This window comes from Cupriavidus sp. OV096 (genome assembly GCF_900115455.1).
Lineage (GTDB): Bacteria > Pseudomonadota > Gammaproteobacteria > Burkholderiales > Burkholderiaceae > Cupriavidus.
Map to the genome: position 1 here is coordinate 74,543 of NZ_FOWM01000001.1, position 14,147 is coordinate 88,689.

At 66.3% G+C, this 14,147-nt stretch carries 14 protein-coding genes; 4 read left to right on the forward strand and 10 right to left on the reverse strand.

From position 1 onward, the window contains the following. Positions 1-27 precede the first annotated feature (27 nt). The 4 genes from BM115_RS00285 (at position 28) to BM115_RS00300 (ending at position 2,747) form a co-directional block, all read left to right on the forward strand. Positions 28-1,263 (forward strand): CaiB/BaiF CoA transferase family protein, encoded by a 1,236-nt coding sequence (locus BM115_RS00285; RefSeq protein WP_092289412.1) that lies wholly within the window; start codon positions 28-30, stop codon positions 1,261-1,263. Continuing rightward, a complete protein-coding gene (locus BM115_RS00290; protein ID WP_092289414.1) occupies positions 1,260-2,060 on the forward strand; it encodes an enoyl-CoA hydratase/isomerase family protein in 801 nt (266 codons plus the stop codon). Before BM115_RS00285 ends, BM115_RS00290 begins: the two co-directional genes overlap by 4 nt. A gap of 82 nt (positions 2,061-2,142) precedes the next feature. Further along, entirely contained in the window at positions 2,143-2,415 is a 273-nt protein-coding gene (locus BM115_RS00295) for a type II toxin-antitoxin system Phd/YefM family antitoxin (protein ID WP_092289416.1), read from the forward strand. Then, the gene (locus BM115_RS00300) at positions 2,412-2,747 is read left to right on the forward strand and encodes a type II toxin-antitoxin system RelE/ParE family toxin (RefSeq protein WP_092289418.1); all 336 of its coding nucleotides are present in this window, start codon (positions 2,412-2,414) and stop codon (positions 2,745-2,747) included. The genes BM115_RS00295 and BM115_RS00300 overlap by 4 nt, the downstream gene beginning before the upstream one ends. A gap of 69 nt (positions 2,748-2,816) precedes the next feature. On the opposite strand, the gene clpB is transcribed toward BM115_RS00300, so the two are convergent. The 10 genes from clpB to BM115_RS00345 form a co-directional block, all read right to left on the reverse strand. Next, the gene (clpB, locus tag BM115_RS00305; protein ID WP_092289419.1) at positions 2,817-5,405 is read right to left on the reverse strand and encodes an ATP-dependent chaperone ClpB; all 2,589 of its coding nucleotides are present in this window, start codon (positions 5,403-5,405) and stop codon (positions 2,817-2,819) included. A gap of 96 nt (positions 5,406-5,501) precedes the next feature. Continuing rightward, entirely contained in the window at positions 5,502-5,792 is a 291-nt protein-coding gene (locus tag BM115_RS26990) for a protein BatD (RefSeq protein WP_143093831.1), read from the reverse strand. Positions 5,793-5,888: 96 nt separating this feature from the next. Next, positions 5,889-6,179, reverse strand: a complete 291-nt coding sequence (locus tag BM115_RS00310; protein ID WP_092289421.1) for a tlde1 domain-containing protein — start codon at positions 6,177-6,179, stop codon at positions 5,889-5,891. 165 nt (positions 6,180-6,344) lie between these two features. Next, the gene (locus BM115_RS00315) at positions 6,345-8,501 is read right to left on the reverse strand and encodes a 3-hydroxybutyrate oligomer hydrolase family protein (RefSeq protein ID WP_092289422.1); all 2,157 of its coding nucleotides are present in this window, start codon (positions 8,499-8,501) and stop codon (positions 6,345-6,347) included. A 306-nt stretch (positions 8,502-8,807) separates the two neighbouring features. Next, positions 8,808-9,188 (reverse strand): fluoride efflux transporter CrcB, encoded by a 381-nt coding sequence (gene crcB, locus BM115_RS00320; RefSeq protein ID WP_092289424.1) that lies wholly within the window; start codon positions 9,186-9,188, stop codon positions 8,808-8,810. After that, entirely contained in the window at positions 9,189-9,692 is a 504-nt protein-coding gene (locus BM115_RS00325; protein ID WP_092289426.1) for a molybdenum cofactor biosynthesis protein MoaE, read from the reverse strand. A gap of 1 nt (position 9,693) precedes the next feature. Then, the gene (gene moaD, locus BM115_RS00330; RefSeq protein WP_092289428.1) at positions 9,694-9,951 is read right to left on the reverse strand and encodes a molybdopterin converting factor subunit 1; all 258 of its coding nucleotides are present in this window, start codon (positions 9,949-9,951) and stop codon (positions 9,694-9,696) included. Positions 9,952-9,969: 18 nt separating this feature from the next. After that, a complete protein-coding gene (glp, locus tag BM115_RS00335) occupies positions 9,970-11,178 on the reverse strand; it encodes a molybdopterin molybdotransferase MoeA (protein ID WP_177219841.1) in 1,209 nt (402 codons plus the stop codon). Positions 11,179-11,351: 173 nt separating this feature from the next. Beyond that, positions 11,352-12,797, reverse strand: a complete 1,446-nt coding sequence (thrC, locus tag BM115_RS00340; protein WP_092289432.1) for a threonine synthase — start codon at positions 12,795-12,797, stop codon at positions 11,352-11,354. A gap of 13 nt (positions 12,798-12,810) precedes the next feature. Then, positions 12,811-14,121, reverse strand: coding sequence for a homoserine dehydrogenase (locus tag BM115_RS00345; RefSeq protein WP_092289434.1), 1,311 nt, complete (start codon positions 14,119-14,121; stop codon positions 12,811-12,813). Positions 14,122-14,147 lie beyond the last annotated feature (26 nt).

Genomic DNA, 14,147 nt, shown 5'->3' on the forward strand with positions numbered 1-14,147 from the left:
CCTCTCCACGAATTCAGGATTCACCCGATGACAGATCTCAGCCAATCCGGCGCCCCGGCGCCTGCCACCCCCCTGCCGCTGGCCGGCGTGCGTGTGCTCGACGTGAGCCAGGTCATGGCCGGCCCCTACGCGTGCATGCTGCTGGCCGATCTCGGCGCCGACGTGATCAAGATCGAACCGCCCGATGGCGGCGACCAGACGCGCGGCGCCATGGGTTTCAAGATGAAGGGGCCGGACAGCATGGGCTTCCTTAACATGAACCGGAACAAGCGCAGCGTCACGCTGGACCTCAAGACCGATTCCGGCCGCGAGGTGCTCTACCGGCTGGCGGAAACCGCCGACATCCTGGTCGAGAACTACCGGCCCGGCGTGATGAAGCGGCTTGGCATCGACTATGAGACGCTGGCCAAGATCAATCCGAAGCTGGTGTACGTGAGCATTTCGGGCTTCGGCCAGAGCGGGCCGTGGGCCAACCGGCCCGGCTTCGACCTGATGGCGCAGGCCATGTCGGGCGTGATGAGCGTGACCGGCTACCCCGGCGGCGCGCCCGTGAAGGCTGGCGTGCCGGTCGCCGATATCGGCTGTGCGCTTTTCGCCACTTACGGCATGCTGGCAGCCTATATCGGCGCCAAGCAGACGGGCAAGGGGCAGTACGTGGATGCGTCGCTGTTCGACTCCGCGCTGGCGTTCTCGGTGTGGGACACATGCGAGTACTGGGGCACGGGGCGCGAGCCCGAGCCGCTGGGCACGGCCAACCGCATGAGCGCGCCCTACCAGGCCATGAAGGCCGCCGACGGCTACTTCGTGATGGGCGCCACCAACCAGAAGCTGTGGCAGTTGCTGTGCCAGACGCTGGATCGGCATGACCTGCTCAAGGACGAGCGCTTCGCCAGCGTGTCGCTGCGGCTGGCCAACCGGCCGGCGCTGATCGCCGAGCTGGAGCAGAGCTTCGCCAAGGCGAGTTGCGATGAATGGATCGAGCGGCTGCTCGCCGTGGGCATCCCGGCCGGGCCGATCCTGACCTACCCGCAGGCGTTCGACAGCGAGCACGGCAAGCATCGCCAGATGCGCATCGAGATCGACCATCCGATCGAGGGCAAGGTGCCCAATATCGGCTTCGCGGTAAAGATGGGCGGCACGCCCCAGCAGGTGCGGCGCCCGCCGCCGCTGCTGGGCCAGCACACCAAGGAAATCCTGGCCGAACTGGGTCTCTCGCAGGACGAACAGCAGTCGCTGGCGACGGCCGGCGCGTTCGGATCATGAGCGCCCCGCTGCCGTCCCCGGACGGGCAGGTCACGCTGACGATGGCAGGCGGCATCGCCACGCTCACCTTCGACCGCCCCGCCGCGCGCAACGCGATGACCTGGGCGATGTACGAGCAACTGGCCGGGCATTGCCGCACGCTGGCCGCGCAAGGCACGGCCGGCGCGCGCGTGGTGGTGATGCGCGGCGCGGGCGGCGAGGCCTTCGTGGCCGGCACCGACATCGCCCAGTTCCAGCAGTTTTCCAGTGGCGACGATGGCGTGGATTACGAGTCACGCATCGACGAAGGCATCCAGCTGGTCGAGCAGCTGCCGATGCCTACCGTGGCAGTTGTCGAAGGCTGGGCGGTAGGCGGCGGGCTCGCCATCGCCACGGCTTGCGACTTCCGCCTCGGCACGCCCAAGGCCCGCTTCGGCGTGCCGATCGCCCGCACGCTGGGCAACACGCTGTCGGCACTGAACCTCACCCGGCTGCGCGCCGCGTGGGGCCTGCAACCGGTGCGCCGCATGCTGCTGCTGGCCCAGATCCTCGACGCGGACGCCGCCTTGGCCTGCGGCTTCCTCGAAGGCGTGCACGCGCCCGACGCCCTGGAGGCCGAAGTCGCCGCCCTCTGCGACCGCCTCGGCGCCCTGGCCCCCGTCACCCAGACCGTGGTCAAGGAAGCCCTCCGCCGCCAGACCGTAGCCGCCGTGGCAGACACCGACGACCTCGTCCGGCAATGCTATGGCAGCGAGGACTTCCGGGAAGGGGTGGATGCGTTCGTGGCCAAGCGGTCGCCGGTGTGGCGGGGAAGCTGACTCCAGGCGGGAATACTTGCGGACAAGACCATATTTGGTCTATATTTGGACCCCATCCACCATGGACCGAGGGAGCCAAGCCGTGAAATTCTCCACCCAGGTCAAACCCATCAGTTACCTCAAAAGCCACGCCGCCGAGATCGTCAAGGACATCTCGGCGTCGCGCGAGCCGATGCTGATCACCCAAAACGGCGAGGCCAAGCTCGTGGTCATGGATGTGCGCACGTTCGAGGAACAGGAAGAAACCCTCGCCCTGCTGAAGCTGCTGGCGATGGGCGCCCGCGACATCGAGCGCGGGCGTTTTCGTGATGTGGAGGACGTCTTCGCCGACCTAGATAAGGACGACGACGCGTGAGGGCCGTCTTCCTTGCAGCGGCAGAAGAGGATTTGCACGAACTGCGCCGCTACATCGTCCGGCGCTTCGGCAAGGCAAGTTGGCAGGAAACCTTGCAGGGCACCAAGGACTCGGTGCGCACGGTCCAGGCCTTTCCGGAAGGCGGTGCCATCCCCGACGAACTGGCAGACCTCGGCCTCCGGCAGTACCGACAGGTCATCTCGGGCATGAACCGAATCCTCTACGAGGTCAGGGCTGACGTCCTGTACATCCACATCGTCTGCGACACGCGCCGCGACATGCGCACCCTCCTTTCCCGCAGGCTCCTGCGAGCGATTCCAGAAGGCAACTAGATGCGAAAAACGGCCCGGAGGGTATCCCCCTCCGGGCCGTTTTCTTGTACCGGCAGATTTGCCAGCCGCTCAGTCCACCATCTTCCCAAACGTGAACGCGCCGTCTTCGTAGTCCACCGGGATCACGTCCTTGGCGGCGAACTTGCCTTCGAGGATGGCGCGGGCCACCGGGTTCTCGATCTGCTGCTGGATCGCGCGCTTCAGCGGCCGGGCGCCGAACACCGGGTCGTAGCCTGCGCTGGCAATCTTCTCCAGCGCCGCCTCGGTCACGTCCAGCGTCATGTCCATGCGTGCCAGACGCGCCTGCAGCCGTTGCAGCTGGATGCGGGCGATGGACTCGATGTGCTGCTGGTCCAGCGAGTGGAACACCACCACCTCGTCGATCCGGTTCAGGAACTCGGGGCGGAAATGCGTGCGCACCTCCTGCCAGACCGCGCCCTTCACTACGTCCTGCGGCTCGCCGGACATCGACTGGATCAGGTGCGAGCCCAGGTTGCTGGTCATCACGATCACCGTGTTCTTGAAATCGACCGTGCGGCCCTGGCCATCGGTCAGGCGGCCATCGTCCAGCACCTGCAGCAGCACGTTGAACACGTCCGGGTGCGCCTTCTCGACTTCATCGAGCAGGATCACCGCATACGGCTTGCGTCGCACCGCCTCGGTCAGGTAGCCGCCTTCCTCGTAGCCCACGTAGCCCGGGGGCGCGCCGATCAGCCGGCTCACGCTGTGCTTCTCCATGAACTCGCTCATGTCGATGCGGATCAGGTGGTCTTCCGAGTCGAACAGGAACTCGGCCAGCGCCTTGCACAGCTCGGTCTTGCCGACGCCGGTCGGCCCCAGGAACAGGAACGAGCCATAGGGCTTGTTCTCGTCCGCCAGGCCGGCACGCGAGCGGCGGATGGCGTCGGACACCAGCCGCACGGCCTCGTCCTGGCCCACCACGCGTGCGTGGAGGCGGTCTTCCATCTTCAGCAGCTTGTCGCGCTCGCCCTGCATCATCTTGGCGACCGGAATCCCGGTGGCACGGCTGACTACCTCGGCGATTTCCTCGGCACCCACCTGCGTGCGCAGCAGCTTGTTCGGCTGCCTCTGCTCGCTGGCCTCGGCCTTGGTCGCCGCCTGCAGCTTGCCTTCCAGTTCCGGCAGCTTGCCGTACTGAAGCTCCGCCACCTTGTCCAGCTTGCCCTCGCGCTGCAGCCGGGTGATCTCGAGCTTGATCTTCTCGATCTCTTCCTTCAGCGCAGCCGCGCCCTGGGCAGCGCCCTTCTCGGCGCGCCAGATCTCGTCCAGGTCGGCATATTCCTTCCCAAGCCGCTCGATTTCCTGCTCGATCAGCTCCAGCCGCTTGCGCGACGCCTCGTCGCTCTCCTTCTTCACGGCCTCGCGCTCGATCTTGAGCTGGATCGTGCGGCGCTCGAGCTTGTCCATCGCCTCCGGCTTGGAGTCGATTTCCATCTTGATGCGCGCGCCGGCCTCGTCGATCAGGTCGATGGCCTTGTCCGGCAGGAAGCGGTCCGTGATGTAGCGGTGCGACAGTTCCGCCGCCGCGACGATGGCCGGGTCGGTGATCTCCACGCCGTGGTGCAGTTCGTACTTCTCCTGCAGGCCGCGCAGGATGGCGATGGTCGCCTCCACGCTCGGCTCTTCCACCAGCACCTTCTGGAAGCGGCGCTCCAGCGCGGCGTCCTTCTCGATGTACTTGCGGTACTCATTGAGCGTGGTCGCGCCAATGCAGTGCAGCTCGCCGCGCGCCAGCGCCGGCTTGAGCATGTTGCCGGCGTCGATGGCGCCCTCGGCCTTGCCCGCGCCGACCATGGTGTGGATTTCGTCGATGAAGACGATGGTCTGGCCTTCATCCTTGGCCACGTCGTTCAGCACAGCCTTGAGCCGTTCCTCGAACTCGCCGCGATACTTGGCGCCAGCCAGCAGGCCGGCCATGTCGAGCACCAGCACGCGCTTGTTCTTGAGCGTCTCGGGCACCTCGCCGTTGACGATGCGCTGGGCCAGCCCTTCGACAATGGCGGTCTTGCCCACGCCCGGCTCGCCGATCAGCACCGGATTGTTCTTGGTACGGCGCTGCAGGATCTGGATGGAGCGGCGGATTTCGTCGTCACGGCCGATCACCGGGTCGAGCTTGCCCGCACGGGCGCGCTCGGTCAGGTCGACGGTGTATTTCTTGAGCGCCTCGCGCTGGGATTCGGCATCGGCACTCTGCACGGTGTCGCCACCCCGCACGGTCTGGATGGCCGCCTCGAGCGACTTGCGCGACAGCCCATGCTCGCGCGCAATACGGCCGCCCTCGCCTTTGTCGTCAGCCACGGCGAGCAGGAACAGCTCGCTGGCAATGAACTGGTCATTGCGCTTGATGGCTTCCTTCTCGGTGGCGTTGAGCAGGTTGTTGAGGTCACGGCCCACCTGGACCTCGTTGGTGCCCTGCACCTGCGGCAGCCGCTTGATGGCGGCGTCCAACGTGGTCTGCAGCCCACTGACGTTCACACCGGCGCGCGCCAGCAACGTGCGCGCGGCGCCATCGTTCTGCGCCAGCAGCGCGCGCAGCAGGTGCACCGGTTCGATGTACTGGTTGTCGTGACCCAGCGCCAGGCTCTGCGCATCAGCAAGCGCCTCCTGGAACCGGGTGGTGAATTTATCAAGTCGCATTCGGATCCCTCTCTCTCTAGGAAAGTGTGTCCTGTTGCGCGGGGTGGCCCGGCCCGGACACGTTACTTCGGAAAGATAGGGCTTTGACTTGACATTTCAAGGCTGACGGGCGGATTTCGAGCGGCGGCGCCAAAGCCATATGGCGACCGCAGTGACCACCAGCGTCGTCAGAAACGAGGGAAGCCAATACAACAACGCTTCGAAGTTGTATCCGTCCTCAGCGGGATCGAAACGCCGGTAATGGTCGAACAACCACTGTCCGAGCCACGGAGGAATAGAAATGACCTCCGAGTAATCCAGCCACTTGGCAGTCAGGTACAGAGGACAAAGCACAAGCCACGCGGCCAGCAACACGACTTTGACAAGTGCCTTTAAGACCGCCGTCACGGCGTGGACCTCTTGACCGTGAGTCTGCCGTAGCAGGCAACATCCGTGTTGGGAATCCGGCCGACAGTCGATGCTTTGAGCAAAGCCCTCAGGCGGTCAAAGTCGGTGCGAGACATCGTCCACTCTTCCATCCGCGGCGAAGAGGGCGAACCACCTGCGCCTGTCGGTCGAAAACGGATTTTGCTCCCGAAACCATCTCAAACGCCCGCCGGAGGGCCGGTCTAACACGTAATAAGTGCCAGGCGTGATCGGACCGGAGTTCTTGCGACAGGCGGCAAGATAACTATTGATGTCCCCATCTCGTCCCGAGAATGCCGGCACATCGAGTACGCCGGCCCGAAGCCGACTCATGGGCCGGTCGTTGAGATAAAACGTCAAATCGATCATGACTCGATGCTCCTTCGTGAAACGAGCATCGAGATTGGCTTAGGGGCGCGCCAGGCCCAATAGGAATTGTTCGAAAGCGGTCATCAAACTGACTGGGGTCAGAACGCTCCCGTCGAGATGTGGGGTCTCTCGACGGGAAATGTGGCGTTTAACGCACTTACCCGACTAGTTCGGCACGTTCACCGTCGATCCACTCACCGAAATCACATCGCCCGCCGCCGGGGTGGCGGCGATCGGGGGGACGTTCGAGGGCAGGATCTGCGGTGCCGGGGCGGCTGTGCCTCCGCGTGACGTGGTGCGCACCACTTGGGACGGCGGCAGGGCCGTGCCGCTGCGCAGGTTGGCGTACACGGCGTCAAGCGCCCGGTTCAGGTACACGTGCAGCGGGATGAAGGTGTTGGCGTAGCCAGGCAGTACGTCGATGAAGGCGTCGAAATGCTGGCCGTTGGTCACCTCTATATAAGAGAGTTTGCTGCTGGTGCCCTCGGCCACCTTGTTCAGCCCCAGGTAAGGCCGCGACGTGTGGTTGACCGGCAGCAGGCCGTCGCTGCGGCCATGGACGATCATCGCCGGCTTGCCGCGCAGATTGCCCGTGCGCAAGGTCTGGCCGATGCCCGCCTGGAGTGCTGCGCTGTTGGTCAGCAGGTCGCGCAGGCAATTGGCGCCGGGCAGGTTGGCGTCCTGGGTGCCGTCAGCATTGATCGAGACGAAGTCGCGGATCGCGCCACCTTGGGCACTCTCGTTCATGAGCGTCACCCCCGTGCTGGGTGGCACGCCGTTGCCGGTGGAGAAGGTCAGGGCCAATGTGTTTGGCGGGATGGTCACGGGCTTGTTGTCAGCCGCGCCGGGCGAGGCGAATGTGTAACCGCACAGTTTGTCGGTGACGCTGGCACGGGAATACGAGTTGGCGTACGTCACTGAGATCGAACTGGCCACTTCGAATGTTGAAAGCGAAGCATGGAGCACATCTGACTCTGGCTCCCAGCCGGCCGCGTGCAAATGGTCCAAGGCATCGTCGGCCCGCGCGATGAGATCAGCGCCCGCCAATTGGCCACCACCTACCAGCGACGCACATCGGTTGCCACCCTGTAGCGCCGGACTGGGCGTAAACGGTGCAGGTAGCACCTTCTGCCCCGCGCAAAGCGAGAACAGGTTCGCCGTGGTCGTGTAGTCATACAGATGCCGCCCCGATGACCCCACCGTCACCCCGCCCCGCTTCACCGTGATGGCCGGCACGGCGGGCATGTTCACGTTCGGCTCGCCCACAGCCACGCCGTCGATCAGGCCGTTCGTATCCTGCTCCGCCGCCGCGATGGCCGCGCCGCCGCCGTTGGAGACGGCCGAGGCGATCACCAGGATCTTGTCCTTGCCGATGGAGGCCTGCCGCACCCCGTCGGACCCCACGGTGCCGAATTTATCGTTGATCGCCCACATGGCGAACTCGATGGCCTGGAGCGTGTTCAGCCCCCAGTTGGCCTCAGGATTCTGCTTCGAGTGGGCGTGCTTGTAGGCCAGCCGGTGCGGATTGGCAGTGGTGAAGTCCGCCAGCGACTGCGCGCCCGGCTGCGCCGCGAACTGGGCCAGCTTGCCGGCGCCGGTGCGAGCCTGGCGGGTGCCGTTGATCAGCGGCACGGTGTCCGAGTCGAGGTCGTGCGGCCCCGCGCCCGTGCCCTTGTCGGTATAGGCCACGGCACAGCCGCGCTTGAGCCCCCATTCGCCGACCGAAATCCCGCCATAAATGCCGCGCGAGCCCGACGAGGTCGCCGAGATCAGGCAAGGATTGGCGGGATCGAAGTTGGTCGGGATCTGCGCCATGATCGTCACGTTCTGCTGGCCGGTGCCGTCGTCGGCAAAGGCGATGTACTCGGTACCGGGCACCTTGCCCTGGCTGGCGGTGACGTTACCCTGGGGATCGACGTTCGGCCCGTACAGCGAGCCGTACCCGCCCAGCGGATTGGTATCGACGATGGCGCGGTAGTTATTGAAGATGGCGATGCGGCGCAGCTCGGCCGCCGTGGGCGCGGCGGGATCGGCGGGAACCGGCGCGGTAGCCGTGGCGATCAGGCCGTCCTTGCCGAGCCCGGCGGTCAGCAGGTCGTCGGTCGTGCCGTCGTAGTTCTGCACGCCGATGGTGCCCACCACGAAGGTCGGCCGGTTGTTCGGGTTCTGCGTGACCGGGCCGCCACCGCCCCCACCGCTGTTGTTGTTGTCCCCGCCGCCGCAGGCGCCAATCAGCAGCACCGCCACGGCGGCGGCAACGGCGGTGTGGCATCGTGGATCGACTAGGAATTTTCCTGCGCGCGTTGCAAGGCTATGCGTCATGGGGTGTCTCCTGTTATGTATGCCGGCGGGGCCGGATCGGTAAAACAGAAACAAGACCTACGAACCGCAAACTGCAAACCGCAAATGCAAACCAACGGGGGCGACGGGGGCGACGGGGGCGATGGGGAGCACGCCCGGCGGAGCGTCGTATTCGTCCCTCCCGGGACATAGTAGACGGTTCAGGCGTTTGGATGCGAGCAGGCAGTCAGTCGAATGCCAGCTATAGCGCCGATGCCGGAACCTGTATGTGCGACCCGATACATAGGCATCGGGCCAGCCAAGTGTTTGACGGAAAAGGGAAAATACTTAGGCGAGCGCGCGCCAGGTCCAGATGCCGAAGGCCGTGAGCACCAGCGAGCCACCCAGGTGCACCACCACGTGGGCGAGCGCCCAGCGATAGTCGCCCGCCATCAGGTTGCCGACCACCTCGCTGGAGAACGTCGAGAACGTGGTCAGGCCGCCGAGAAAGCCGGTGACGGCCAGCAGCCGCCATTCGGGCGAGAGGCCCGGGTGCGACTGGAAGAACGCCACGGCGATCCCGACCAGATAGCCGCCCACGAGGTTGGCGGCCAGCGTGCCGTACGGCAGCGCCGGGTTGGCCGCGTTCCACAGCACGGAAAATCCCCAGCGCAGCCAGGCGCCCGCGGCGGCGCCGACGCCCACCGCCACAAACCCGAGCGGACCCATTCAACCTTCCTTATTGTTGTTCGATGTGTTCGATGATTCGGCGTTGAACGATTCGATGCCCCAGCGGCGCAGCGCCGCGTCGTCCGAGACCCGCGCATCGACCCAGCGCGCGCCCTCGGGCGTTTCTTCCTTCTTCCAGAACGGCGCCTCGGACTTCAGGTAGTCCATGATGAACTCGCACGCCGCGAAGGCATCGCCCCGGTGCGCGGACGCCACGGCGACCAGCACGATCTGGTCCAGCGGCTGCAACAGCCCCACGCGATGGACAATGGTCACGCCGAGCAACGCCCAGCGCTCGCGCGCGGCGGCCTCGATGCGTTCCAGCGACTTCTCGGTCATGCCCGGATAGTGCTCGAGTTCCATCGTCCGGACCGCCGTGCCGTGCGTGACATCGCGCACGGTGCCGATGAAGCTGGCCACGGCGCCCACGCCGGGATTGCCGGCCCGCAGCGCCGCCACTTCGGCGCCGAGGTCGAAATCATCGTGCTGCACGCGTGCGCTCATCTCAGCCTCCGGTCACGGGCGGGAAGAACGCCACCTCGCAGCCCTCGGCCAGCGGCGTGTCGGCGCGGGCCACGGCGTGGTCCACGGCCATGCGCAGCGCGCGGCCCTCGGCCAGCGCCTCGGCCCACTGGCCGCCGCGCTCGCGCAGCCAGCCGCGCAGGTCGCCCACGGTGCGTACGCTGGCGGGCACCTCGGCGCGCTCGGCGCCCTGCCCCACCTGCTCGCGCACGCTGGCGAAGTATCGGAGTTCGATTTGCATGATGTTCGGGTCCGCGCGTCAGCCCAGCAGGCCGTCGAACGGGATGAATTGCACGGTGTCGCCGCGACGAATGGTCTGGTTCGGCGGGTTGTCGATCAGCCCGTCGCCCCAGACCGTAGACGTCAGCACGCCCGAACTCTGGTTCGGGAACAGGTCGAGGCCGCCCGCGTCGTTGAGGCGCGCGCGCAGGAATTCGTTGCGGCGGTCGCCACGCTCCAGATCGAAATCGGCACGCAGCGGCAGGCGGCGCGGCGTCACATCGGCCACGCCTTGCAGACGCAGGATGAACGGCCGCACGAACAGCAGGAAGGTGACGAAGCTCGACACGGGGTTGCCCGGCAGGCCGAGGAAGTGCGCTGGACTGTCCGAGCCGTTCGCCACCTGGCCGAAGGCCAGCGGCTTACCGGGCTTGATGGCGATCTGCCAGAGGTCCAGCCGCCCTTCGGCCTGCACGGCCGGCCGGATATGGTCTTCCTCACCCACCGAGACGCCACCCGAGGTGATGATCAGATCACACCCTTCGGCGGCGCGGCGCAGGGTGTCACGCGTGGCGGCCAGCGTGTCCGGCACGATGCCGAAGTCGGACACTTCGCAGCCCAGGTTTTCGAGCAGGCCGCGCAGCGTGAAGCGGTTGGAGTTATAGATGGCGCCCGGCTTGAGCGGCTCGCCGGGCATGGCCAGCTCGTCGCCCGTGAAGAACACGGCCACGCGCACGCGGCGCACCACATCCAGCTTCGCCTGCCCGACCGAAGCCGCCAGGCCCAGCGCCTGCGGCGTCAGCCGCGTGCCGGCCGGCAGGATCTCGGCGCCGGTCTCGATGTCCTCGCCCGCGCGGCGAATCCATTCGCCCGAAGCCGGCACATGATTGACGATGACCGCGTCGCCATCGGCCACGCACTGCTCCTGCATGACCACGGCATCGGCGCCGGGCGGGATCAGGCCGCCCGTGAAGATGCGCGCGGCGGTGCCGGCGGCCAGCGCCGTGCCCACGTGGCCGGCCGGAATCCGCTGCGAGACCGGCAGGCGCGTACCCGGCGCGGGGACGTCGGCGGCGCGCATCACGTAGCCATCCATCGAGGTATTGTCGGCGGGCGGCACGCGCAGCGTGCTGGTCACGGGCGCGGCCAGCACGCGGCCGTTGGCGTCGAGCGTGTCGACGGTCTCGGTGGCCGTCAGCGGACGCACGCCGGCCATCAGGGCCGCGAGGGCCTCGGCCATGGTCAGCATCGGCGGACGGTTGGCGGCAGCAGTTGGAGTGGGGGCTTGGGTCATGTGAGCGTGGCTGGAATCAGGTTGGCCCATGAAAAACAGCCCCCGGCGCGAAGCCTGGGGGCCGTGGCAGCGGGCCCGGCAAACCCGATTGTAACGAGTTGGGCGCCGGTCGGTCGCTGGACAGTCGCTTACAGTCCGGTGTGCCGGGCGATGTACGCCTTGACCTGCGCGGCATCCGCCGGCATCACCTCGAAACGCTGCGGCAGCGCCTCGATCCCATCGAACGCGGCGGGCCGCTCGGGCTCGTGCCCCAGTGCCTCGCGGATCGTGTCGGCGAACTTGGCCGGCAGTGCCGTTTCCAGCACTACCATCGGCACGCCCGGCGTCAGGTACTCGCGCGCCACCTTCACGCCATCGGCGGTATGGGTGTCGATGGTGACGCCGTAACGCGCGTGCACGTCGCGGATGGTGGCCAGGCGGTCGTCATGCGTGCTGCGGCCCGAAACGAAGCCGAACTGGCGGATGCGGTCGAATTCCGGCGTGCCGGAGAGATCGAAGCCCCCCTTGGCATCCACGTCGCGGAACAGCGCGGCCAGCTTGTCGCCGTCCTGGCCGAGCAGGTCGAACACGAAGCGCTCGAAGTTCGAGGCCTTGGAGATATCCATGCTCGGGCTCGACGTGTGGTACGTCTGCGCCGAGGTCCGCACGCGGTAGGTGCCGGTGCGAAAGAACTCGTCGAGCACGTCGTTCTCGTTGGTGGCCACCACGAGCTTGTCGATCGGCAGGCCCATCATGCGCGCGATATGGCCGGCGCAGACGTTGCCGAAGTTGCCCGACGGCACGCAGAACGACACCTTCTGGCCAGGGCCATCGGTGGCCAGCAGCCAGCCCTTGAAGTAGTAGACCACCTGGGCCACCACGCGCGCCCAGTTGATCGAATTGACGGTGCCGATGCACTGGCGCGCCTTGAAGGCGTGGTCGTTCGACACCGCCTTGACGATGTCCTGGGCGTCGTCGAACACGCCTTCGATGGCCAGGTTGAAGATGTTCGGGTCCTGCAGGCTGAACATCTGCGCGGTCTGGAACGCGCTCATCTTGCGGTGCGGGCTCAGCATGAACACGCGGATGCCGTCCTTGCCGCGCATCGCGTACTCGGCGGCGCTGCCGGTGTCGCCGGACGTCGCCCCGAGGATGTTCAGCTTCAGGCCGGCCCGGCGCAGTGCGTACTCGAACAGGTTGCCGAGCAGCTGCATCGCCATGTCCTTGAAGGCCAGCGTCGGGCCGTTCGACAGGCCCAGCAGTTGCAGCGGCGTGCCGCCTTCCTCGCCCAGCGTGCGCAGCGGAGTGATGTCCGCCGTGTTATCGCCCGGACGTGCGTTGCAGTACACCTCGGCGGTGTAGGTCTGGCGCGTCAGCGCGCGCAGGTCGTCGGCGGGGATGTCGTCGCAGAAGCGCGAGAGCACCTCGAACGCCAGGTCGGCATAGGACAGCTTGCGCCAGGCTTCCAGTTCGTCGGCCGTGATCTGCGGGTACTGCTTCGGCAGGTAGAGCCCACCGTCCGGCGCCAGGCCGCCCAGCAGGATCTCGGAGAACGATTGCGGCATGTCATGGCCGCGCGTCGATTGGTATTGCATGAGCGAGGGCGTCTTAGTTCAGTTCTTCCATGCGCAGGCGCGTCACGGCGGACAGCACCGTCGGCAGCGACTCGATGCCGCGGATGGCGGCGTTCACGTGCTTCTCGCGCGTGAGGTGCGTCAGGATGATGATGTCGGTCTGCGGCTCGCCCTGGCGCGACTCCTTCTGGAGCATTGCGTCGATGCTGATGCCGCCCTCGGCCAGGATGCGCGTGATCTCGGCCAGCACGCCGGTCTCGTCGGACACGCGCATGCGCAGGTAGTAGGAGCTGGTGACTTCCTCGATCGGCAGCACCGGCACGCTGGACAGCTCGTCCGGCTGGAACGCCAGGTGCGGCACGCGATGGTTAGGATCGGCCGTATGCAGGCGCGTCACGTCCACCAGATCGGCGATCACGGCCGAGGCGGTCGGCTCAGCGCCGGCGCCCTTGCCGTAGTACAGCGTGGTGCCCACGGCGTCGGCCTGCACCAGCACGGCGTTCATCGCGCCTTCCACATTGGCGATCAGGCGGGATGCCGGCACCAGCGTGGGATGCACGCGCAGCTCCACACCCTCCTCGCGGCGGCGCGTGATGCCGAGCAGCTTGATGCGGTAGCCCAGTTCCTCGGCGTACTTGATGTCGATGGCGGACAGGTTGGTGATGCCTTCCACGTGCGCCTTGTCGAACTGCACCGGCATGCCGAAGGCGATGGCGCTCATCAGCGTGACCTTGTGGGCGGCGTCGATGCCCTCGATGTCGAAGGTCGGGTCAGCCTCGGCATAGCCCAGCTGCTGGGCTTCCTTGAGCACCACGTCGAAGTCCAGGCCCTTGTCGCGCATTTCGGACAGGATGAAGTTCGTCGTGCCGTTGATGATGCCGGCGATCCACTGGATGCGGTTCGCGGTCAGGCCCTCGCGCAGCGCCTTGATGATGGGGATGCCCCCAGCCACGGCGGCCTCGAACGCCACGATCACGCCCTTGCGTCGCGCAGCTTCGAAGATCTCGTTGCCATGCACGGCCAGCAGCGCCTTGTTGGCGGTGACCACGTGCTTGCCGTTCTCGATGGCCTTCAGGACCAGCTCGCGGGCGATGCCGTAGCCGCCGATCAGCTCCACCACGATGTCGATTTCCGGGCGGGTGACCACCTCGTTGGCATCGCTGACGACTTCCACCTCGCCGCCGGTCAGCTCCCGGGCGCGCTCGGTGTTGAGGTCGGCCACCATCGCAATCTCGATGCCGCGGCCTGCACGGCGACGAATTTCTTCCTGATTGCGCTTGAGCACGTTGAACGTGCCGCTACCAACGGTACCGATGCCGAGAAGGCCGACTTTAATGGGTTGCATGGACGTCTGACTCTGGGTTGCTTGAT

Coding starts and splice junctions, on each gene's coding strand:
- thrC (WP_092289432.1), bottom strand. CDS start 12,797: ATGCAATACCAATCGACGCGCGGCCATGACATGCCGCAATCGTTCTCC.
- BM115_RS00290 (WP_092289414.1), top strand. CDS start 1,260: ATGAGCGCCCCGCTGCCGTCCCCGGACGGGCAGGTCACGCTGACGATG.
- BM115_RS00310 (WP_092289421.1), bottom strand. CDS start 6,179: ATGATCGATTTGACGTTTTATCTCAACGACCGGCCCATGAGTCGGCTT.
- BM115_RS00315 (WP_092289422.1), bottom strand. CDS start 8,501: ATGACGCATAGCCTTGCAACGCGCGCAGGAAAATTCCTAGTCGATCCA.
- BM115_RS00345 (WP_092289434.1), bottom strand. CDS start 14,121: ATGCAACCCATTAAAGTCGGCCTTCTCGGCATCGGTACCGTTGGTAGC.
- BM115_RS00285 (WP_092289412.1), top strand. CDS start 28: ATGACAGATCTCAGCCAATCCGGCGCCCCGGCGCCTGCCACCCCCCTG.
- glp (WP_177219841.1), bottom strand. CDS start 11,178: ATGCTGACCATGGCCGAGGCCCTCGCGGCCCTGATGGCCGGCGTGCGT.
- crcB (WP_092289424.1), bottom strand. CDS start 9,188: ATGGGTCCGCTCGGGTTTGTGGCGGTGGGCGTCGGCGCCGCCGCGGGC.
- clpB (WP_092289419.1), bottom strand. CDS start 5,405: ATGCGACTTGATAAATTCACCACCCGGTTCCAGGAGGCGCTTGCTGAT.
- moaD (WP_092289428.1), bottom strand. CDS start 9,951: ATGCAAATCGAACTCCGATACTTCGCCAGCGTGCGCGAGCAGGTGGGG.
- BM115_RS00325 (WP_092289426.1), bottom strand. CDS start 9,692: ATGAGCGCACGCGTGCAGCACGATGATTTCGACCTCGGCGCCGAAGTG.